16 protein-coding genes and 1 pseudogene are annotated in these 21,501 nt (G+C 50.6%); 16 read left to right on the top strand and 1 reads right to left on the bottom strand.

Annotated elements, in window-relative coordinates; genetic code table 11:
* Positions 1–31 precede the first annotated feature (31 nt).
* The 13 genes and pseudogenes from FPL14_RS24905 to FPL14_RS24960 all read left to right on the top strand — a co-directional run bounded on the left by FPL14_RS24905 (position 32) and on the right by FPL14_RS24960 (position 16,048).
* Positions 32–1,339, top strand: coding sequence for an ABC transporter substrate-binding protein (locus FPL14_RS24905; RefSeq protein ID WP_182300261.1), 1,308 nt, complete (start codon positions 32–34; stop codon positions 1,337–1,339).
* 83 nt (positions 1,340–1,422) lie between these two features.
* Positions 1,423–2,343, top strand: a complete 921-nt coding sequence (locus tag FPL14_RS24910) for a carbohydrate ABC transporter permease (protein ID WP_182300262.1) — start codon at positions 1,423–1,425, stop codon at positions 2,341–2,343.
* A 3-nt stretch (positions 2,344–2,346) separates the two neighbouring features.
* Complete coding sequence (locus FPL14_RS24915) at positions 2,347–3,186, top strand: carbohydrate ABC transporter permease (protein ID WP_182300263.1); 840 nt, start codon at positions 2,347–2,349, stop codon at positions 3,184–3,186.
* A gap of 28 nt (positions 3,187–3,214) precedes the next feature.
* Complete coding sequence (locus tag FPL14_RS24920; protein ID WP_182300264.1) at positions 3,215–4,600, top strand: family 4 glycosyl hydrolase; 1,386 nt, start codon at positions 3,215–3,217, stop codon at positions 4,598–4,600.
* 21 nt (positions 4,601–4,621) lie between these two features.
* Entirely contained in the window at positions 4,622–6,745 is a 2,124-nt protein-coding gene (locus FPL14_RS24925) for a glycoside hydrolase family 3 N-terminal domain-containing protein (protein WP_182300265.1), read from the top strand.
* 178 nt (positions 6,746–6,923) lie between these two features.
* Positions 6,924–8,045 carry an ABC transporter permease gene (locus tag FPL14_RS24930; protein WP_182300266.1) on the top strand — a complete coding sequence of 374 codons (1,122 nt, stop codon included), beginning with the start codon at positions 6,924–6,926 and terminating at the stop codon, positions 8,043–8,045.
* Positions 8,042–8,734: an ABC transporter ATP-binding protein gene (locus FPL14_RS24935; protein ID WP_182300267.1), complete on the top strand. Its 693-nt coding sequence runs from the start codon at positions 8,042–8,044 to the stop codon at positions 8,732–8,734. The genes FPL14_RS24930 and FPL14_RS24935 overlap by 4 nt, the downstream gene beginning before the upstream one ends.
* A 112-nt stretch (positions 8,735–8,846) precedes the next feature.
* A complete protein-coding gene (locus tag FPL14_RS30855) occupies positions 8,847–9,023 on the top strand; it encodes an alcohol dehydrogenase catalytic domain-containing protein (protein ID WP_407644682.1) in 177 nt (58 codons plus the stop codon).
* A 448-nt stretch (positions 9,024–9,471) separates the two neighbouring features.
* Positions 9,472–10,490 (top strand): annotated as a pseudogene (locus tag FPL14_RS24940) (LacI family DNA-binding transcriptional regulator).
* A 78-nt stretch (positions 10,491–10,568) separates the two neighbouring features.
* A complete protein-coding gene (locus tag FPL14_RS24945; RefSeq protein ID WP_182300268.1) occupies positions 10,569–12,695 on the top strand; it encodes an amylo-alpha-1,6-glucosidase in 2,127 nt (708 codons plus the stop codon).
* A gap of 126 nt (positions 12,696–12,821) precedes the next feature.
* Positions 12,822–14,141 (top strand): ABC transporter substrate-binding protein, encoded by a 1,320-nt coding sequence (locus FPL14_RS24950; RefSeq protein ID WP_182300269.1) that lies wholly within the window; start codon positions 12,822–12,824, stop codon positions 14,139–14,141.
* A gap of 170 nt (positions 14,142–14,311) precedes the next feature.
* Complete coding sequence (locus FPL14_RS24955; RefSeq protein WP_182300270.1) at positions 14,312–15,208, top strand: carbohydrate ABC transporter permease; 897 nt, start codon at positions 14,312–14,314, stop codon at positions 15,206–15,208.
* Positions 15,209–15,220: 12 nt separating this feature from the next.
* Positions 15,221–16,048 carry a carbohydrate ABC transporter permease gene (locus tag FPL14_RS24960; RefSeq protein ID WP_182300271.1) on the top strand — a complete coding sequence of 276 codons (828 nt, stop codon included), beginning with the start codon at positions 15,221–15,223 and terminating at the stop codon, positions 16,046–16,048.
* Between the two features lie 673 nt (positions 16,049–16,721).
* On the opposite strand, the gene FPL14_RS24965 is transcribed toward FPL14_RS24960, so the two are convergent.
* A complete protein-coding gene (locus FPL14_RS24965) occupies positions 16,722–18,212 on the bottom strand; it encodes a glycoside hydrolase family 43 protein (RefSeq protein WP_182300272.1) in 1,491 nt (496 codons plus the stop codon).
* 174 nt (positions 18,213–18,386) lie between these two features.
* Between FPL14_RS24965 and FPL14_RS24970 the strand changes: the two genes are divergently transcribed.
* From FPL14_RS24970 to FPL14_RS24980, 3 genes are all read left to right on the top strand, one after another.
* On the top strand, positions 18,387–19,301 hold the full coding sequence (locus FPL14_RS24970; protein ID WP_182304153.1) for an ArsR/SmtB family transcription factor: 915 nt from the start codon (positions 18,387–18,389) through the stop codon (positions 19,299–19,301).
* A 243-nt stretch (positions 19,302–19,544) separates the two neighbouring features.
* Positions 19,545–20,525, top strand: coding sequence for an ABC transporter permease (locus FPL14_RS24975; RefSeq protein ID WP_182300273.1), 981 nt, complete (start codon positions 19,545–19,547; stop codon positions 20,523–20,525).
* A 14-nt stretch (positions 20,526–20,539) separates the two neighbouring features.
* A complete protein-coding gene (locus FPL14_RS24980; RefSeq protein ID WP_229263663.1) occupies positions 20,540–21,454 on the top strand; it encodes a carbohydrate ABC transporter permease in 915 nt (304 codons plus the stop codon).
* Positions 21,455–21,501: the final 47 nt, after the last annotated feature.

Consider the following 21,501-nt stretch of genomic DNA (forward strand, 5'->3'; position numbering starts at 1 on the left):
ACCTAAATTTGAGACGAGAAGGGGATCTCCAATGTCCAAATCAAAAGTTCTGCTTTTAGGAAGTTTGTCTGTCTTGCTTGTCGGCCTTGTTGGTTGCGCTTCCAATAACGCGGATAACGCTGGCGCTTCATCCGGTTCCGACAAAATCACGCTCACCGTCACCTCCTCCATGGTCGACGAAGCCCGCGTCAATACCATGAACGAAACGATCAAGATTTTCAACCAGACGCATCCTAACGTTACCATTCAATATAGCCCGAGTCCGTGGTCCGAATACGCCCAAAACCTGAAGTTGGCGTTCAATTCCGGCGCGGGGCAAGATATCGTCTACTTGGACGACACGATGCAGCAGATGCTGCAAAAGAACAACTACCTGATGGACATTACCGATGACGTGAAGAGCCGGGGCTGGATCGACAAGGAAGTGGAAGGAGCGATCGACTTCCAAAACGCCAGAACGCCAGGAAAGTACTACAGCATTCCCTATATGGCAGCACCCATTGTCGTATATTACAACAAGGACATTTTCTCTAAGCTGAATCTGACGCCGCCTAAGACAATCGACGAATTCAACTCGATTCTGGCCAAGGTTAAAGAAGCCGGCTATGTTCCTATGGAGAATGGCGGCATGTCCAATATGCCGAAGATGTGGTCGGTGTTCCACATGCTTTATAATCAAACATCGGCGGACGACATCAAAAAGTTCTATTTCCAGCAAGGGATTACGCCCGAGTTCGAAAAAACGTTCACGGCGGCTCTAAATCAGGTCAAAGAATGGGAGAATAACGGATACTATCGGAAGGAAGACGCTTCGATCGACGGCAGCGCGGTGCCGACTTATTATGCGAAGGGGCAGTCCGCGATGGTGCTCGGCGGAAATTGGGACATCCCGAATTACGAGGGCACGAACATTCCGACAGGCGCATTCGCCTTCCCGCAGCAGGATGCGAACAGCCAGTCGCACACGATCGTGAACGCGACGGATGGCGGATGGGCGCTGAACGCGGAGTTGAGCGCCGAGAAGAAACAAGCGGCGCTGGACTTCATCGAAACGTTCATGAACCCTGAAGTCGTCAAGCTTTGGTATGAAGGCGGTTCTACGCCCACTATCAAAGCGGACATGTCAGGGGCACAAGTTTCCGACTTGAAGAAAGAAGTCGACCAAGCCATTCAAGGCACCCAAATGGGTTTCTACCTCGATAATGCCGTTCCGGGACTTTACGATATTCTGAACAAGCAGATGCAAATGATGTCCTTCCAGAAGAACACGCCCGAGAAAGCTTGGGATGAGATCAAGCAGGAATACGACAAGTTGTCTGCGATAGCGAAGGGTCAGTAGGCATCGAAATTGTAGTTAGACCAGATGTCCTTTAACTCTTCAGGGGTTAAAGGACATCCATCCTGTATAATGAGGCGATCTTTGTGAAACAAGCAGCCATACCTCGGCAGGTGCGCACGTTCAAACGAAGAAGCGCGGAGAAAACCAATCCGCTCGCGTATTTGTTCCTTCTTCCGGCGTTTGGGATGATGGCCTTCTTCATGATATGGCCGGCCCTGCAGACATTTTATATCAGCACGACGAGCTGGGACGGGATCAGTCCGAAGAAATTCGTCGGATTGCAAAACTATATTCATCTGTTTACCGACGAACCGATGTTCTTGCAGGCGATTAAGAACACGCTGCTATGGGTCGTCGGCGGCGCGACGATTCCCGTATGTCTGGGTCTTGTATTTGCCAATTTGCTCGTTCGGGGAAAAATCCGATTTACTAAATGGTTTCAGATGGGGTTTTTCTTCCCGCAAATCATCTCTTCCGTCATCGCCGCTGTCATTTGGAAGTGGATTTACGATCCGAGCTTCGGTCCGTTATCCGCCATTCTGGATCAGATTGGCATCGGACGGCCGGTCGCCGGCTGGCTCGGTAATCCTGATCTCGTCATGTACGCGCTGTTCGTCGTTTTCGTGTGGGGTAGCTTTGGCTATACGACGATGCTTTTCACCGCGGCGCTGCAGAGCGTAGATTCGCAACTGTACGACGCCGCCAACATTGACGGCTGCGGTCCATGGAAACAATTCCGGCACGTCACGATTCCTGGCCTGAAGCAAACGATCACGACGGTCGTTATCCTGATGACGATCGGTTCGTTCAGCGTGTTCGATATCGTAATGGCCACGACGAAAGGCGGTCCCGGATACAGCTCGTATGTTATTTCATATTACGTCTATACGCAAGGCTTTATCTTCAACCGCTTGGGTTTCGCCGCTGCGGCATCCATCGTTCTGACTTTGTTCATTCTCATCGTTTCGAGAACCATCATCTGGATCAGGGAAAGGGATCAATAGCTTATGACAATGACCCGATCTTTGCTCATTCGACGCACGCTCGTATATGCCGTCATGATCTGCACGGCACTGCTGACGATTTCTCCGTTTCTGCTCGTCATCAGCACGTCTCTGAAAACAATGAACGAAATTAATATCAATGGTCCCTTGGCTTTGCCGGATGTTTTCCATTGGGAAAATTTTACTCGCATCTGGGAAGTCGGCAATTTTGTAACCTATTATAAGAACAGCTTGATCGTAACCGTTGTCGTTGTCGCTTTCGTCGTCATGCTGTCCCTGCTCGGCGCTTACCCGTTCGCGTTTATGAAGTTCAAGGGCAAAGGAATCTTTTTCCTGATCGTACTATGGGGACTTACGATTCCTTTAGATTTGATCATTATTCCGTTGTTCAATAATTTGAAGTCGATGGGTTTGCTGAATACGATCTGGTCGCTCATCTTGCCGCAAATCGCGTTGAACATTCCGTTCTCGATTTTCCTGTTGAGAGGGTTCATGAAGGATATCCCTTACGCCCTACTGGAATCGGCTAGAATCGACGGCTCGACAGAAGCGAAGAATTTGTACTATATCATCATGCCGATGTTGTATGCGCCCATGGTGTCCCTAATCGTTTTTACGGCGATCGGTACTTGGAACAACTTTATGCTGCCGACGATTCTTATTCAGAACGACCAGTTGAGGACGCTGCCGGTAGGGCTGAATTATTTTCAAACCAAGTTCACGATGGACTTTCCCATGATCGCCACGGCGGCCGTCGTCTCGGCGCTTCCGGTCGCGTTGGTGTACATCGCCTTCCAGCGGAACATCCTGTCGGGTGTCATGGTAGGGGCACTTAAGGAATAACATCACACCAAAAAGGAGTTTATTAGCGATGAAAAAAATGAAAATAGCGTTAATCGGAGCTGGAAGCGTGTCGTTCGCGCTTGGAGCCTTGCAGGATATCGTGCTGTCCCCGCGGCTCAAAAAAGAAGTGGAGCTTGAAATCGCGCTCATGGATATCAGCGAGGACAACGTTAACCGGACTTATCGATATGCGAAAGAAATGTTCGATTCGTACTCACATCCGGCCGTCATCTGGGAGACGACAGATCTGGAGCAATCGCTGCAGGGCGCCGATTTCGCCATCGTCGCGATCGAAGTCGATCGGTACTTTTACTGGTCCCAGGATTTTCACATTCCTCGCCGCTACGGCAGCAAACAGATTTACGGGGAGAACGGCGGGCCGGGATCGATGTTCCATACGCTCCGCAACTTGGGCCCAATGCTCGAGATTGCCCGGACAATGGAGAAGGTGTGCCCGGACGCTTGGTTTATCAATTACACGAATCCCGAAGCGAAGCTGGTCGAGGCGATCTCCAAGCTGACTTCGATCAAGATCGTGGGTCTCTGCCATGGGCTGGATATGGGCATCCATCAATTGAGCGAGTTTCTGGAGCGGAAGCCTGATGAGATTGGCATCGAAGGCGGAGGCCTGAACCACTTCGGATTCTTCACCAAGATTTGGGACAAGAAGACGGGAGAGGACCTGTACCCGTTGTTCCGCGAGAAGGAGCGCAAGGCCAATCGTCTGGCGCAATTCGACCATATCGGGCTGTCGCGAACGTTGTACCAAATTTACGGTTATTATCCGTACCCGGGGACGAACCATTGCGGTGAATATGTCTCATATGCGGATGATTTTTATGCAGGGCTGTCACTGCAATTCCGTTATGATCCCATTCGGGAACAACTGTGGAAGAAAGGCTCGAGAACGCCTGAATTCGTCTATGCCGCGAGCGGCAACAGCTTGGACAAAGGGTTATTCGACAGCGTGCAGACGCAAGAAAGCTGGGTAGAAGAAGCCTATACGTTCGATAAAACGAAGGTTTGCCCCAGCCAGGAATACGCCATTCCGATCATCGAAGCGATCTTCTTCGACGACGAGGTGCAGCTGAACGCCGTCAACTTGCCGAACAAAGGCGCCATCCGCGGGCTTCCCGACGACATGGTGGTGGAAACGCAAGCGATCGTGAACGGACGGGGAATCGTCTTGAAGCCGATGACCGTCGATCTGCCTACTGCCGTAATCGGCACGATCCACATTCAAGGGACGATTCACAAGCTGTTGCTCGAAGCTTTCGTCGAGAAGTCGAAGACGAAGCTGCTGCAAGCGATTCTGCTCGACCCGCAGGCACCGACCTACTATCAAGCGTGCGCGATGATCGACGAAATGTGCGAGCTTCAGAAGGATATTTTGCCGGCCCTTGAATGGGTGTGAATCCGAAAGAGGGGCCTTACGATGGATAACGATCGTTTGCAAGAGTTGCTGGCGTCGATGACGTTGAAGGAGAAGTTCGGACAGCTGTCGCAAATTACGGGCGAACTCTATGTCGGTCACGTCGACGATGAGATGGTGGAGACGGGACCGGCATACCCGCGGCATATCTTGGATGAGGAGACGCTTTACACGATCGGCAGCGTCATCGGCGCATCCAGCGCGAAGATGACCAACCGGATTCAAGAGGAATACTTGAAGCGGTCCCGCTTGAAGATTCCTTTACTGTTCATGCACGACGCGATTCACGGCTACAAAACGATTTTCCCGATTCCATTGGGACTATCCTGCAGCTGGGACGACCGGATCGCGGAGCGGGTGGCGGAAGAGACGGCGTCCGAGCTGCGGGCGGCCGGCATCCACGTCAATTTCTCGCCGATGACGGATCTTGTGCGGGATGCTCGATGGGGCCGGGTGATGGAATCGTTTGGCGAAGACCATTATTTGTCTGGCAATCTAGGCAGGGCCATGATCCGGGGGTACCAGAAGATACGCGATGGGCAAATCTCGCCGGCCGGCGTGGCGGCTTGCCTCAAGCATTTCGCCGCTTACGGAGCGGGAATAGCGGGGAAAGATTATAATACCGTCGACATGTCGATGCGCGAATTTTACGAGTACTACGTCAAGTCTTACGAGATCGCGCTGCAGGCGCGGCCGAAATTCGTCATGAGCTCGTTCAACTCGTTTAATGGGGTTCCGGTCACGTCCAGCCCAGAGATGTTGCGGGAGATTCTGAGAAGACAGTACGGTTTCGAAGATTTGGTCATCTCCGATTGGGGCGCAGTGTCGGAGCTGCAGAGGCACCGCGTGGCGCGGGACGGCCGGGAAGCGGCGGAATTGGCTCTGGGCGCCGGCGTCGATATCGAGATGGTCTCGACCCATTATCTTGAGCATTACGAGGCCATCATCGAAAAACGGCCGGAATTGCTGAAGGATGTGGACGCGGCAGTTCTGAAGGTGCTGCGGCTCAAAAACGAACTAGGCTTGTTCGAGAATCCTTTTGCGGACGAAGCCGCGGAAGATGCCGTTCTTCTGAATTCCGCATCCCTAGCTCTTGCCGAAGAGGCGGGCATCCGAAGCTGCGTCTTGTTAAAGAACGAGAACGAGACACTGCCGCTGCGCCCGGAGCATCGGAACGTCGTTCTCGTCGGGCCGTATGCCCGTACGCTGGAGCTGCTTGGCAACTGGGCTTGCAAAGGGAGCTTCGGCGATGTGGTGACGCTGGAGGAAGGTTTAAGGCAGGCCGATGGCTCGATGTCGGTCGCCGCCTTCGACAAGTTGGAGGATTGTCCGGAGGATCTGCTGGCACGGTGCGATTACTTTGTCGTTACCGTCGGCGAGCATTGGGGAAGAAGCGGAGAGGGGCATAGCAGCGTCAAGCTCGAATTGGAAGAAGAGCAGAAGCGGCTGATTCGGGCAGTGAAGGATACCGGCCGGCCCTATGCGTGCGTCTGCTTCTCCGGTCGTCCGCTGGCGTTGCAGGATATTATCGGCGATATGCCTGCCTTATTATGGTGCTGGTATCCGGGGACAATGGCCGGGTCGGCCGTCGCCAAGCTGTTGACCGGCCAAGCGACTCCGTCCGGGAAGTTGACGATGTCGTTCCCGCGCGATTCGGCACAGACGCCGATTTATTACAACGAATTCAGCACGGGCCGGCCTGCCAACGCGTCAAGCTACAGCAGCCGGTATCAGGATTGCGACATCGGTCCGTTGTTCCCGTTTGGCCATGGGTTAAACTACGCCGGATCGACCTATTCGGACTTCGCCGTATCGAGTTGCCTTATAACGGAGAACGAGGATGTTAAGGTGACCTTCCGGATTCACAATCCGAGCCGGTACGACTACTCGGAGATCGTCATTCTGTATATCGAAGATGCGGTATCCAGGGTGGTTCGTCCGGTGCGGGAGATGAAAGCTTACCGGGTCGTTCCGGTTCCGGCCAAGGGTTCCGTAAACGTCGAAATGTCCGTCTCCTTGGAAGATTTAAAATATTTGGATGCAGATTTGCGGCGGACGGTCGAGCCGGGAGAATTTCGGATCTACGTGAACGATCTCGAACGTCCGGTGTTTACGATCGAGCATTGAGCCATGAAGCGTCGAAGACAGTTATCTGTCTTTGGCGCTTCTTTTGTTTGGGACTTTACCATGCTTGATCGGTGAAGACACGAGTTTTACGGTAACGCTTTCTTAAATGTAATTGGCTATTCACGCGCCGTTCATATTCGCTTACTAAACTTTAATTATCGATAGGGAGGGAATCATAATGTATTTGGCCATTCGAGAGATGAGATTCGCCAAAGTCCGTTATTCGTTGATCGCAACTATTATGCTGCTAGTCGCCTTTTTGGTCCTGTTTGTCACGGGGCTAGCGCGCGGTCTCGCTTATGACAACGCGGCATCGATTCAGAACATGGACGCTACGCATTTTATTATGGAGAAGGAATCGAATCATCGCTTCACGCGGTCTCAATTGGGGGAGCCTGTGTTGGCTCAGGCCGGTTCCATAGCAGGGGAAAAGAATGTGCAGCCGCTTGGCGTCAAAATGACAACGGTGACGACCGAAGGGACTGCCCACAAGCTAGATGTTACGCTGCTCGCGGTAAATCAGGAGGGTTGGCTTTTACCTTCCGTAACCGAAGGAACAGCCGCCCAGAGTGAAGGACAAGTGGTCGTCGACGACCAATTAAAGGATTCAGGAATTGGCATCGGCACCGAGATCCTCGATCAAGCTTCAGGGATGAAGTGGACAGTTAGCGGGTTCGTGAGCCATGAATCGTTCAGTCACTCTCCTGCTGTGTTTCTAAACGTGCGAGACTGGCAGCAACTTCAGTTGAAGTCGGCAGAGTGGCAGGGAGCAAACGGAACGGCAACTGATATACGTTACAGCGCGATCGCCGTAAAGGCGAATAAGGAACAGGCTAAGCAAATGGCTGCAGCGCTTCCAGATGCAGAAGTCGTCACGAAACCGGATGCCGTCTCGGCCATACCGGGTTATAAGGAAGAGCAGGGCTCGCTCCTAATGATGATTGTTTTTTTGTTTGTCATTTCTGCGTTCGTCTTGGCAGTATTCTTCTATGTGATCACGATCCAAAAAAGCAGTCAGTTCGGCATTTTGAAGGCAATCGGTACTCGCACTTCCTACCTTGTACGAAGCGTCGCCCTGCAAGTGCTGTTATTGTCGGTTGGCAGTCTCGTTGTCAGCGTGCTCCTCGTCCAAGCGATTGAAGCGGTTTTGCCGAACGGAATGCCGTTCCAGCTTGATGTTTCTACGTTGGCGAGTACATGTGGAGCATTTATCGGGATGTCGCTAATCGGATCGTTGCTTTCGGTTTGGAAAGTCACCAGAATAGACGCACTGGATGCGATCGGGAGGACTGCGGCATGAGACATAGACTCATATTGGAAAATATTAAGCGTACCTTCGAGGATGGCGGCATGCAACGGACAATTCTGGACAAATTAAACTTGCAAGTATCGGAAGGCGAGTTGGTTGCCGTAATGGGGCCATCCGGTTCCGGGAAGAGCACGTTCCTATCGATAGCGGGTTCTCTACTTGAGCCAACGAGCGGTAATGTGCTGCTCGATGGAAAATCGATTGCCGGTAAAAACAAGAAAGAACTGACTGACATTCGGCTGCGTCAACTCGGCTTTATTTTTCAAAGCGCAAATTTGATACCATACTTGAAGGTTGAAGAACAGCTTCTGCTTGTTGCAAAGTTGGGCGGGAAGAACAAATCGGCGTCGGCAGAACGTGCGCGCGAGCTGTTGCATAAGCTGGGCTTGACCCACCGCCTCAATGCTTATCCCGAGAAATTATCTGGGGGCGAACGCCAGCGCGTCGCCATCGCCAGAGCGCTCATGAACGATCCGGCGGTGCTGCTGGCAGACGAACCTACGGCGAGCCTGGATGCCTCGCGGGGAATGGACGTTGTGCGCATGCTTGCCACTGAAGCTAAAGAGTTGGGCAAGAGCGCTGTAATGGTCACGCACGACGAACGCATTCTGTCGCTGTGCGACCGCGTTCTGTATTTGGAGGACGGACGTTTGACAGAAAAACAGATGGCATTGCGCTAACGTGTAAGGAGAGTTATCAGGAGGACTTGTCTCTGCAGGTCCTCCTTTCTAATGCGTAACAAATCGTTTGGCGCTTTTTCCCATCCGCGGTGCTTATCGACATCGTATCTTGTTGCCATGTATTCCTGGATATGAGGGCGTAGGATCAGTCATCAATATAGGTAGCAGAGTGCAAAAATCCATGCTCGGTAGGCGTGTATTGCCTCTTCGGGGAGATGGAACTTGGCAGCAATATGTCACAACATCTGCTTCATCAGCAAATGAAGTGCCGAATTTCGTCAGGACATAACGATGGGGCGGGGCGTTCATGCCGCGAATGATTCTATCGGTGGAAGAGAAGGATTTGATATTGCGCATGCTGTGAGACGTGGCGGTCTATTTTTGTCCATTGGATTGCTATCGGAGCTGCAAGTGGATTGGAAGCGAATCGCAATTGAACTCGCCAAAAGCAGCTCAACTTGGGAAATGTTGAAGCGAGATTTAACTTAAACGAAATTACAAAGGCTTTGCAGATGTCCGAACGGTTGGGCCGGCAGGGGAAAGTGCTTCTTACATAATGGTAGGGCACGTCGGGGGAACTACCGATATTTTGTCCACCGCGTACAATTCCGGCTAAACCTGTTTTCGTTCAAGCTTTTGAAGGAAAGAGGAAAAGCTAGCAGAGAAAATATCGCTTGATAAATCGTACGTTGATCATTTATAATGAATCCGAAACGTTTTGGAAAGGTGCTAGCATAATGGCGACAATTAAAGATATCGCGAAAAAGGCGGGTGTATCCGTCACTACGGTATCCAGGGCATTGAATGGCTACGACGACGTAAACGAGGAAACGAGAAAGAAGATCAAGCAGGTCGCCTCGGAGCTGTCATATAGCCCGAATGCGGTTGCCAGAAGCCTCGTATCCAAAAAAACGCGCACGATTGGCCTGATCATTTCGGACATTAACCGCGCGGGGGCCAAAGACGCGTTCACATACGAAGTTTTATGCGGAATTAACGACAGGGCCGGAGATCTGAATTACGATTTACTCTTATTTAGCACGAATCCGTCGAAGCAGATAGAGAAATCCTATACCGCGCTTTGCAAAGAACGGAACGTGGATGGGGCGATTCTGTCCGGTCTTCGTCTCGACGATCCCTATTTGCGGGAAGTCATTGAACAGAATTCGTTCCCATGCGTGCTCATCGATATTCCCGAGACCGGACAGAACGTCGCCCATATTACGTCGACAGTCGGCTGGGCGCTTCGATGGCCGTGCGACATTTGCTCGAAAACGGACATCGGCGCATCGCCATGATCAACGGTCACAACCAAGCTTTCGTCAGCCGCGAACGGTTGGAAGGATTTCGGGACGCGATGGACGAATTTGGACTTCCGACGGAATCCCTCCCCGTTTACGACGGAAAGTTCTCGGAGGACGGCGGCGCGGAGGCCATGTATCAGATATTGCTGCGGCATCCCGACATAACGGCCGTTTTCTGCGCGAGCGACCTAATGGCGCTCGGCGCCATGCGTTCCTTGGAGAAGCTGGGACGCAAGGTGCCGGAAGACATCTCGATCGTCGGATTCGACGATATCAATATCGCGTCGTATTGTTCGCCGAAGCTGACGACGGTAAGACAGGACAAGTACGAATTAGGCTTTCAAGCGGCTCAATTATTGATCGACATATTGGATGACCGAACGGAAAACCGTAAGATCTTGCTCGGCAATCAATTGATCGTAAGAGAAAGCACGCGGCGTATAGCGGAGTGATTCCGCTTTTTTTTACCCTCAATCCGAAACGTTTCGGATGATTTAGCGGAGAAATAGAAATATTAAGGTGGAGAGAGAATGAACTACAGAGTAATCAAAAACAATGACGTTTTTCTATTGACGGATCACCACGGAGACATTCGGGGCGCGGATCCGCAAGGCGGCCTTTACATGAAGGATACGCGCTTCCTTAGCAAGCTTGAACTGAGTCTGAACGGGAAACGCCCGTTGCTCCTTTCTTCGGCGGCCGACGAAAATTATTTGGCCCGGATTCGATTGACGAACGAGCATGAGGAAGAGGAAGGTGTCGTTAAACTGTGGAGGGAATCCGTCGAGCTGGTTCGCGAGCGATTCGTCTACGGAGAAGTGCTGTACGAAACAATATCCGCAACCAACTTTTCGACGAAGGATTTGGCATTCGATTTGGATATTGCCGTGGATGCGGATTTCAGCGATATGTTCCTAATACGGGGATTTCAGCCAGCCGAAGCGCTCGGCAAGATTACGGCTAGAAGCTTCGGCAAGGAAGGGTGGCATGCCGTCTATGACGGGGTGGACGGCGTCCGAAGGGAAACGCGCGTGACTTGGGACATAGAGCCCGACGAAGTATTCGATCAAGGAAACATCCGTTACGGAATCCGTCTCAAACCGAAGGAAGCCAAGCGGATTACGTTGAAGGTCATACCTTCGATCGACGGAAACCTTCCGGCTATCTACCCGAAAGATGAAGCGCTGTCGGAACTTAAACGGATCTACGCCGATTGGGGTGAGCAGTCGACGAAGGTCGAGACCGATTCGCTCGTTCTCGGAAGATTGTACGAGCGCGGCATGCAGGACTTAAGAGTCCTTCTAACCGATTTCGGCCAAGGCCTGTTCCCCGTGGCGGGACTACCTTGGTTCGCAGTGCCATTCGGGCGGGACAGCTTGATCGCCGCGTTGCAGATGCTTCCGCTTTATCCAACAGTCGCGAAAGGAACGCTTGAGATCATGGCGGCTCATCAAGGGATGGAGATCAATCCTTGGAAGGACGAGCAGCCGGGCAAAATCATGCATGAGATGCGCAGCGGCGAACTGGCGAGATCCAGCCAGGTTCCGTTTGCTCCCTATTACGGAAGCATCGATTCGACGCCGCTGTTCATTATGCTGGCGGCGGAGTACGCGCATTGGACCGGCGATATGGATACGGTCGCGTGCCTGCTGCCGAACATCGAGCGAGCGCTCGAATGGATTGACCGTTACGGAGACCGGGACGGAGACGGGTGGGTCGAATACTACCAAGAGTCATCTAAGGGCATCGCCAACCAAGGCTGGAAAGATTCCGCGGACTCCGTCATTCACAAAAACGGCGAATTCGCCCATGCGCCAGTTGCGCTCGTCGAAGTGCAAGGTTACGTATTCCAGGCCAAACAACGGCTAGCGCCGATCGTCGCGAAACTCGGTAAGGAGGAAATGGCAAAGCGGCTGACGGTGGAAGCCGCGATCCTTAAATCGAAGTTCGATGAGGCGTTCTGGATGGAGAAAGATCGTTTTTACGCGATAGCCCTCGACGGCGATAAGCGCCAAGTACAATCGGTGACTTCCAACCCAGGCCACTTGCTTATGAGCGGCATCGTCGAGCCAGAGCGCGCGCGGGAAGTGGCCCGAAGGCTCGTGGCCCCGGATATGTTCGGCGGATACGGCATTCGCACGATGTCTAACGAATCGACCGGGTATAATCCGATGAGCTATCATGACGGCAGCGTTTGGCCGCATGACAACTCGCTGGCTTTTCTGGGCATGGGCCGGATGGGTTTCAAGGAAGAAGCGGCGACGGTTATCTCCGGATTGCTAAGCGCGGCGGAAAAGTTCGAATACAATCGACTTCCAGAACTGTTTTGCGGATACGACGATTCGATCGGTTATCCGGTATCGTACCCGGTAGCTTGTTCGCCTCAAGCTTGGGCGGCGGGCACTTCCGTCATGATGATCCAGACCATTCTCGGATTGAAGCCCGATGCCTTGGAAGGCACTATCGTGTTGGATCCGTTCTTGCCCGATGGCATTGACCGCTTGATCGTTCGAGACTTGCCCGTGGCAAGCGGCCGAATCTCGGTCGCGCTACGGCGCAAGGGAGACGGCGGCGAGTTGACGGTCGAGATTCTCTCGAACGATAGCGGTTGCGACATTAAGATTGGCGGCAAGTCCGTTGCGACGAACAGGGATTGAACGAACGAGGGAATCGCTCTCCGTCGGTTCCCTACTGGTCGGTACCACCGGTCGGGAACCGACGGAGAAAGCAGATCCCTTCGGCCGTTTGATTGTATAAACAAATAAAAGGGAGGAAAAATCGTAATGAAGAAATTAACGCTTACACTCGCAACTTTTCTTTCGACGTTTATGGTTCTGTCCGCATGCGGGGGAAACTCGAACAATGACGGGGCATCCCCGTCCTCGTCCGCGCCGGCATCGTCATCGGCGTCGACAACCCCGGAGTCGGCCAAAGACCCGGTAGAAGTCACGCTGGCGGGTTGGGGATCTTCGCCCGAGGAACAAGCGCTTTTACAGCAAGTATTGGACGAGTTCCAAGCGAAGAACCCGGACGTCAAAGTGAAGTACGAAGTTATCGCCGATCAATATATGGACGTCATCAAGACGCGCCTCATAGGCAACGAAGCGCCGGACGTGTTCTACTTGGACGCCTTCGAAGCGCCGGCTCTGATCGAAAAAGACGTTTTGGAACCGCTTGACGGCTACGTGACGCCCGAATTCGACACGAACGACTTCGAAGCGCCAATGCTGAATGCCTTTAAATCGACAGACGGCAAAACCTATGGTTTCCCGAAAGACTATTCGACACTCGCGTTGTTCTACAACAAAAAAATGTTTGCCGACGCGAACATTGCCGCGCCTCCGGCTACTTGGGACGAGTTACTCGCGGTATCCGAGAAGCTGACGAAGAAAAACGGCAAAAAAGTCGAAGTTTACGGCTTGGGTCAAGCGCCCGAGTTGGCTCGCCAAATGTTCATGATCAACGCGTTCGGCGGCAAGTTGGTCGACGATCAAGGCAATGCGACGTTCGCCACGCCGGAAGCTGAAAAAGGATTATCGCTCGTTATCGATCAGCATACGAAAGCGCAAACGGCGGGTCAGCCTTCCGATGTCGGCGCCGGCTGGGGCGGAGAAATGTTCGGTCAGCAAAAAGCGGCGATGGTGCTCGAAGGCAACTGGGCGATCCCCTACATTCAGACGAACTTCCCGGAAGTGGATTTCGGAACCGCAGAAGTACCGACGGTCAACGGCAAAAAAGGCACGATGGCGTTCACGGTTGCGTACGTTATGAATAAAAATTCTCAGAAAAAAGAAGCCGCTTGGAAGCTGCTGTCTTACTTGACGGGTAAAGAGGGCATGAAGACGTGGACAAGCAAAGGCTTTGCGCTCCCGACCCGTAAATCGGTAGCGGCCGAGCTCGGCTTCGACAAAGATCCGATCCGCGGCGCGCTTGTCGCCGGAGGTTCTTATGCGATTCCATGGCAAGCGGGATCCACGCTGTCGACGGTAATGAACAACTTCAATAACCAATTCGTGGCGGCGTACTCCGGTCAATCGACGTTGACCGACGCGCTTAATAAAGGGCAAGATACCGCAAACAAAGAAATCGAAGCCGCGAAATAAGAATCAATCAAGGATACGACTTACGGGGGGGGCTTATTCGGATCGCCGATCCGCTTCGGCCCCCCTTTGAATCCGCTTACGCCTTGGCGTGGAACGAGTGAAGCCACAGTTGCCTACGGCTCTAGTCGTTTCGTGTCCAATCGCGCAATGGAGGAAAGGAGGCGCCAAAGATGGCTAGACCCAACGTAATGCGCAAGTGGAGGGAATCACTGTCGGGATATGCTTTCATGACCCCGGCGATCCTCATTTTGGGCGGCTTTTTATTGCTGCCGATCGCTTACGCCGTTTTTCTTTCGTTTCATAAAGTAAATCTTCTCGGAACGGTTAATTACAAATTCATCGGAACAGCGAATTTCGAGCGGATGATCGACGACCCCCGGCTATGGATAGCCCTGCGAAACACATTCAAGTACGCGCTGATCGTAGTTCCTTCCCAGACGATTCTAGCACTGGTATTGGCCGCGGTCTTGAACATGAAGCTTCGTTTTCGGAATTTTTTCAGGGTCGCGTTCTATTTACCCACGGTAACGTCGTCGGCAGTTCTCGTTCTCATCTTCATGTGGATCTACAACAAGAACGGGCTGCTCAATTATTTTCTCGAGTTGGTCGGCCTGCCGACTTACAACTGGCTGGGGGATCCATCTGTCGCGCTGCTCGGTATTATGATCATGAATATCTGGTCGACTGCGCCATTGTTCATGGTCATCTACTTGGCCGCCTTGCAAGATATACCGGACTCGCTTTACGAAGCCGCGGAAATCGATGGGGCAAACGCCTGGAAGAAGTTTTGGCGCATTACCGTCCCGCAGTTGAAGCCGGTGACCTTCTATGTTATCGTCATGGGCATTATCGGCACGTTTCAATTGTTCGACCAGTCGTACATCTTCTCCGCGGGATCGGGCGGACCGAACAATGCTACGTTGACGATGGTACTGCTCATTTACCAATATGCGTTTAAGAGCCTGGACATGGGCTACGCTTCCGCGTTGGCGTTCCTGCTGGCGGTCGTCATCATGCTTATCACGGTTATACAACGGTTGATCTTCAAGGAAGAGAAGCTGAATTAGGAGGGAATCGCAGTGAATAAGACTCTGAATCGGTACAGGCCGCTGTTTTACGTCCTGCTCGGAATCTACGCCATCGTCACGTTCGTTCCGTTCCTATGGGCGTTATCCGCTTCCTTCAAGACATTGCCGGAGATCGTGAAGGGAGGCATGAGCTTCATTCCGGAACATTTTACTTTCGATAATTACCGGACCATCTTTCGTCAGGAGCCGCTATTCGTGCGTTGGTTTTTGAATAGTGCGCTGATCGCGGTATCCATTACCTTATTCAATCTGCTATTCAACTCCATGGCGGGCTATGCGTTAGCAAGAATCAAGTTCCCCGGGAGCACGCTCATGTTCTACAGCATTCTGGCGATGATTATGATACCCGGCCAATTGACCATTATTCCGAGCTACTTGATCATCAAATACTTGGGCTGGTTAAACAGCTATCAGGCCATCATTGTGCCGATGGGGGCGCAAGCGACGTACATCTTCATGATGCGGCAGTTTTTCATCAGCTTTCCTAAGGAGCTGGAAGAAGCGGCGGAGCTCGATGGACTCGGCAAGTTCGGCTTGTTCGTCCGGGTCGTGTTGCCACTCGCCAAGCCCGCGATTGCCGCGCAGACGATATTCATCTTCATGGGCGCATGGAACGAGTTTCTGAAACCGCTCATGCTGATGTCCGACAAAGCGATGTTCACGCTCTCTATCGGCTTGAATACGTTCAAAGGGCAATACATCAGTTTCTGGAACTATATCATGGCGGCTTCTATTATCATGACGATTCCGGCTTTGCTCATCTACATCGGATTTAACAGGTTTTTCGTCAAAGGGATTACGTTTACGGGTAGTAAGTAAGACATTGCGTCGGATGTTTTTATGCCGAGGTATCCCGATAGGGTGATATACTCCCAATAGGGTAGTCAGGTGAAATAATGACTACCCTATTTGGGAGTATTTTTCATGATAAAAATTAAACTTAATGCCTAAGAAAAAAATATCGTACATTTTAGTGATGATTTGAGAACTTTCGAGAGTCGTACTGTAGATTTTCCTATCCAATGCTTTTCTTAGCTTGTTCGAGTAAATTGTATACGTAATCGGCTTTATCTTTCGAAAAGGTTATTTACCCATTGCTCTCCGTTCCAAATGACGACGGCAAGGTTATAGGCATGTTCTTGGCGTTTTCGAAAATATAACCTTCCCTTAACGCCGGTTTCTCCAAGCCCTTCACATAAGGAACTACGCAAGCAGCATTTGTGCCTAAAACGTTAACAATGATGAATTTGTTTAAAAACTGAATGCACTGGAATGCTTGGCGAGTCTCTGCTCTGCTAGTGCGCGAAACAATAGGATACACCTCGTGACTGTGGAACAGTTAAAGGGCGTATCCTATTGTATTCTGTGATTGCGTTTTACATCCGCAAAAGAACAGCATGTTTCGACAGCGCCCCAAACGCAATTATAACGCTATAAGCTTAAACAGCATTATCTAAGCACAATTTTTCTAGCAACCCATGTTTAGAGAGATTTAAAGATAGTCGCACTTGAATTTTGAGAACTCGGCCTTAGATTCTTCCCCGTAAGCATATAAGCCGATGAGGACGCCCGTAAAGCCTCCCGCAACTTCAGAGGATAGGTATCTGGTTTGTGCCGTGCCTATAAGAGTATCCTTGCCGTTTGCTTGAACTAGGAAGCTGTAGCGCTCCTGGCTTGCCCGTATAATCAGAGTAGCGTGGTTGTCGCTTCCCAAATCTATTTCATGTTCAATGGATTTAATATCTCCGATATTCAGGCGCTCGATAACTTTATACCCGGTTTCAGCTTTACGTATAGCCAAATCATAATGATGATTCTCATCCATATAAAGGGTAATGCCTGCTTCGCCGCTGGTGAGGTTGACATCGCATGAAATTGCCGCGTTGAAGTCTCTTTGACGTATGCCGATAAAAGTCGGGGATGCTGGAATATCCAGAGTCACCGCGGTCCCATTAAGCGTTGCTTTATCGGATTCTAACAAGTAATTCCCTGCTATAGGATGACGGAGATAGCACCAATCCAAATTCCAATCCGTGTTCTCGAAGGTAAAAAACTTTTTCTCCTGCTGAACGGTTTGACTTGGGATCCGATCAGTCTCGAAACTCGTAAGAGCGGTCCCGTTGTACCCTGCCGTAAACCAGCCATCCTCTCCGAAAGTAACCGGCGTAAGGAAAACTTCGCGTCCGAGATGATGGTAGGTAAGCCATTGACCGATTTGACGGAAGCCTAGATGGAGCATCCACCAGTTTCCATCGTTATCTTGAATCAGATCGCCATGGCCAACCCCCTGCAGTTCATAACCGCCCATATTGCGGTTGGTCAGCACGGGATTATTCGGATAAGCTTCAAACGGTCCGGAAGCAGATTCTCCCCGCGCATAGATGACCATATGGCCGTATTCGGTTCCGCCTTCAGCCGCCATCAGGTAATACCGGCCATTCATTTTATATAGATGCGGGCTTTCCAAATAGCGCCCGCCTGCCCCCTGCCAAATCGAACGGCTCGGCGTCAATTTGCAGCCCGTTTCAATGTCAATTTCACACTGAACAATGCCGTCCTTGCCGTTATCATCTTTTCCGTTGCTCATAAAAAAGGCTTTTCCATCTTCAAAATACAAATCGGGATCGATTCCTCCCTGATCCACATAGACCGGTTCGGACCATTCGCCGTAAATATCGTCGGTCCATACATAGAAATTCTGACGAGTGGTGTCGTTGGTCGTAGTCATGTAGAATCTCCCGTTGTCGTAACGTATCGTAGGAGCAAAAACTCCGCCGGAGCTGCCCACCTTGCCTAGTTGAACCTGACTCTCTCTGGTTAGGCAATGACCGATTTGCGTCCAGTTAATCAGGTCTTTGCTCTCAAAAATCGGTACGCCGGGGAAGTACTGAAAGGAGCTGCAAACCAGATAATAGACGTCTTCTGCTTTGCATACGCTAGGGTCTGGATAAAATCCTTTGATAACCGGATTATGATATTTCATATATCCTCCTCATTCATAAATTCATATTAATATAAATTTAATTTGTTCGGCAGCTAAGGAAATTAAACAGCATTGTTGAAAATCTTGCAATAGATTGGGCTTGAAGGTTCCTGTTAAAATTATTAAATTAATATATATATGATTTCAAAGAAATGCAGTCAGGAGACTATGATGATAATCAAAGCGAACGGGGAAGCGAAGTTCATGCCGTTATACGAAGCGTTGGCCAGCGAGGTCAGATGGAAAATCATGAGTCTCATTGCCGATAACGAAATGAACGTGAAAGATATTGCGGATCGTTTAGAGCTCAGTCCCTCTATCGTCACCATGCACATCCGAAAACTCGAACAAGCCGGGCTCATCGGCAGTCGCAGGGTTCGGTTGAACGGAGGGACGCACAAAATGTGTTTTCTCCAACAGAAAACCGTCGAGATTGAGCTGCCGTTCGCCAGCCATGCTGCGAAGACCAGAGAACAGAGAATTTCGGTCGGTCATTACACTGCCTTTGAAGTCCATCCTACTTGCGGGCTTGGGACGCTCGAGAAAGAAATCGGAAAATGGGATGACCCTCGCTATTTCCTTGATCCCGAGCGGGTACACGCCGCCATTCTATGGTTCGGATGGGGCTATGTTGAATACAAAATGCCAAACTATCTGCTTGCGGATCAAACCGCGGAAGCCATCGAAATATCGATGGAGATTGCTTCGGAAGCGCCCGGCTTAAGAGATTATTGGCCTTCGGATATCGAGTTTACGTTCAACGGCATATCCTTAGGCACATGGACAAGTCCGGCTGACTTCGGAAGAGCTGCGAGAGGGAGGCTTACGCCTGAATGGTGGCATCGAAACGTGAATCAATACGGGTTATTGAAGACGATACGTATTGACGCCACGGGTACATTTATGGATGAAGAGCGTATGTCGGATGTGACCCTCGCGGATATTAAACTTCAGGAATCATTCTGGACGCTTCGTTTCGCGGTGGATGAGCATGCCGTTAATGTCGGAGGGTTGACGCTTTATGGTTCGGGATTCGGCAATCACGATCAGGATATCGTAATCCGCGTTCGCCTTAACCCTGATCATTAATTCGATAATCTGATGGATGAAAAATTAGAATTCAAAGAGATCTGGCTTAATCCGAAGTAAATAACCCGGGAGATGGACACTAAAAAAGTGCCTCTCCCGGGTTATTTTACGTTTTATCGTTGGTTATTTCGAAAAGAGGAAAAGGTAACTTTCGAATAAACGAGGTCACCTGCGATAGAGAGATCTTAATTCTTAACAGAGTACAATGAACCCATCCTGTTAAATTGGAGCGAGGTTATAGGCATGGCTATTCAATCGAACGTTAATACATCAATTAAGCCGGCGAGTTCACGGCGGCAGAGCGGCATCGTCCGCTTACTTCGAAATATCGTGAAATATCGAGTACTGCTGTTTATGCTTTTACCGCCGGCGATCGTCTTTTTCATTAATTGTTATATTCCGATGTTCGGCGTATTCATCGCTTTCAAGAACATCAACTACGTCGATGGGATTATGGGCAGCCCGTGGACGGGACTCGACAATTTCCGCTTTCTCTTTGCCACTTCCGATGCATGGCGTGTGACCGTTAATACGGTTGCATACAATATTTCCTTTATTGTGTCCGGTTTACTTCTCTCGGTTGCTGTCGCTATTGCCATTAATGAGGTACGTGCCAAGATCGCTTCGCGATTCTATCAAACGGTTATGATCATGCCGAATTTCTTGTCTATGGTCGTCGTCAGCTATATAGTATACGCCTTTCTGCATCCGGAATACGGCTTCCTGGTCAAATACGTCTTGCCTTTATTCGGCCACGCTTCAGTTAATGCTTATATGCACCCGCAAGCATGGCCGTATATTTTATGGTTAACGAAAATGTGGCACTCCGTAGGAATAGGCAGCGTCATCTATCTAGCAGCCATAACCGGAATCAGCGAGGAGTTGTATGAAGCCGCGGTTATGGACGGCGCCGGCAAATGGCAGCAAATCATTCGAATTACGATTCCGCTCCTTACGCCGGTGATGGTCATCCTGACGATTCTGAATTTGGGAGGCATTTTCCGCTCCGATTTCGGTTTGTTCTATCATGTTACGCTCGACTCCGGCGCGTTGCGCTCTACGACGGATGTCATCGATACGTATGTTTACAGAGGTTTGATCCAGCTCAACGATCTGGGAATGTCCTCTGCGGCGAATTTTTACCAATCGGTAGTCGGATTTTTTCTTGTCATCGGAGCTAACAGTCTGGCTCGCAAATTAAATCGCGATACGGCGCTTTTCTAGAAAGGAGAATCGAAATGAATAAAGCGGGTAGCATGAAACCTTATCAGCAAGTGTCCAGGTCGGCTAAACTATTTCTTCACCTATTTTTCGTCGCTTTCAGTCTCGCGTGCATCATGCCCATCGTGCTGATCGTCTCTATCTCCATTTCCGACGAAAAAATGCTCACGTTAAAAGGTTATAAGTTCTGGCCTGACGTTATTGATTTGTCCGCATATCGATTTCTGTTTACCGATTCGTCAACGCTGTTGAAAGCCTATGGGGTTACCTTAACCGTTACCTGTATCGGAACCTTATTGGCGGTGTTGTTGATTGCCATGTACGCATATCCGATCTTTCGCAAGGATTTTCCGTTCAAGAAAGCTTTTAATATCTACCTTTTGATTACGATGCTTTTCTCCGGAGGGTTAGTCCCGTTCTACCTCTTGTATATCAATTACTTGGAGCTGAGAGATTCTCTTATCGCTCTTATCCTTCCGGGTCTTTCGAGCGCTTTCTATATATTCATTACGCGTACCTTCTTTCAGCAGACCATACCGGAAGAGATGATCGAGTCGGGTAAATTGGACGGGGCTTCGGAGTGGCGGATTTTCTTCCAGCTTGTTCTTCCGATTTCGCTCCCGGTTCTTGCGACCATCGGCTTGTTCACGACGCTGATGTATTGGAACGACTGGTTTAACTCCTTGTTGTTTATTAACGATACGGATAAGTTCTCCTTGCAGTACGTGATGATTCAAATGATTCGCCAGGCCGAGTTCTTCAAAAATCAATTGGCGGGAAGCGGCGTAGCCTTGCTGGTGCAAGAAACGGTTCCCACGGAAAGTCTTCGCATGGCGATGGTTGTCGTCTCGATTGGTCCTATACTGTTCGTTTATCCCTTCTTCCAGAAATACTTCACCAAAGGGCTTACCATCGGGGCCATCAAGGGTTAAACCGTCTAACTCTGGCTAAATGGCCGGTTAGAATATATGATAAAATG

It is taken from the genome of Cohnella cholangitidis, from assembly GCF_014107495.1.
GTDB lineage: Bacteria > Bacillota > Bacilli > Paenibacillales > Paenibacillaceae > Cohnella > Cohnella cholangitidis.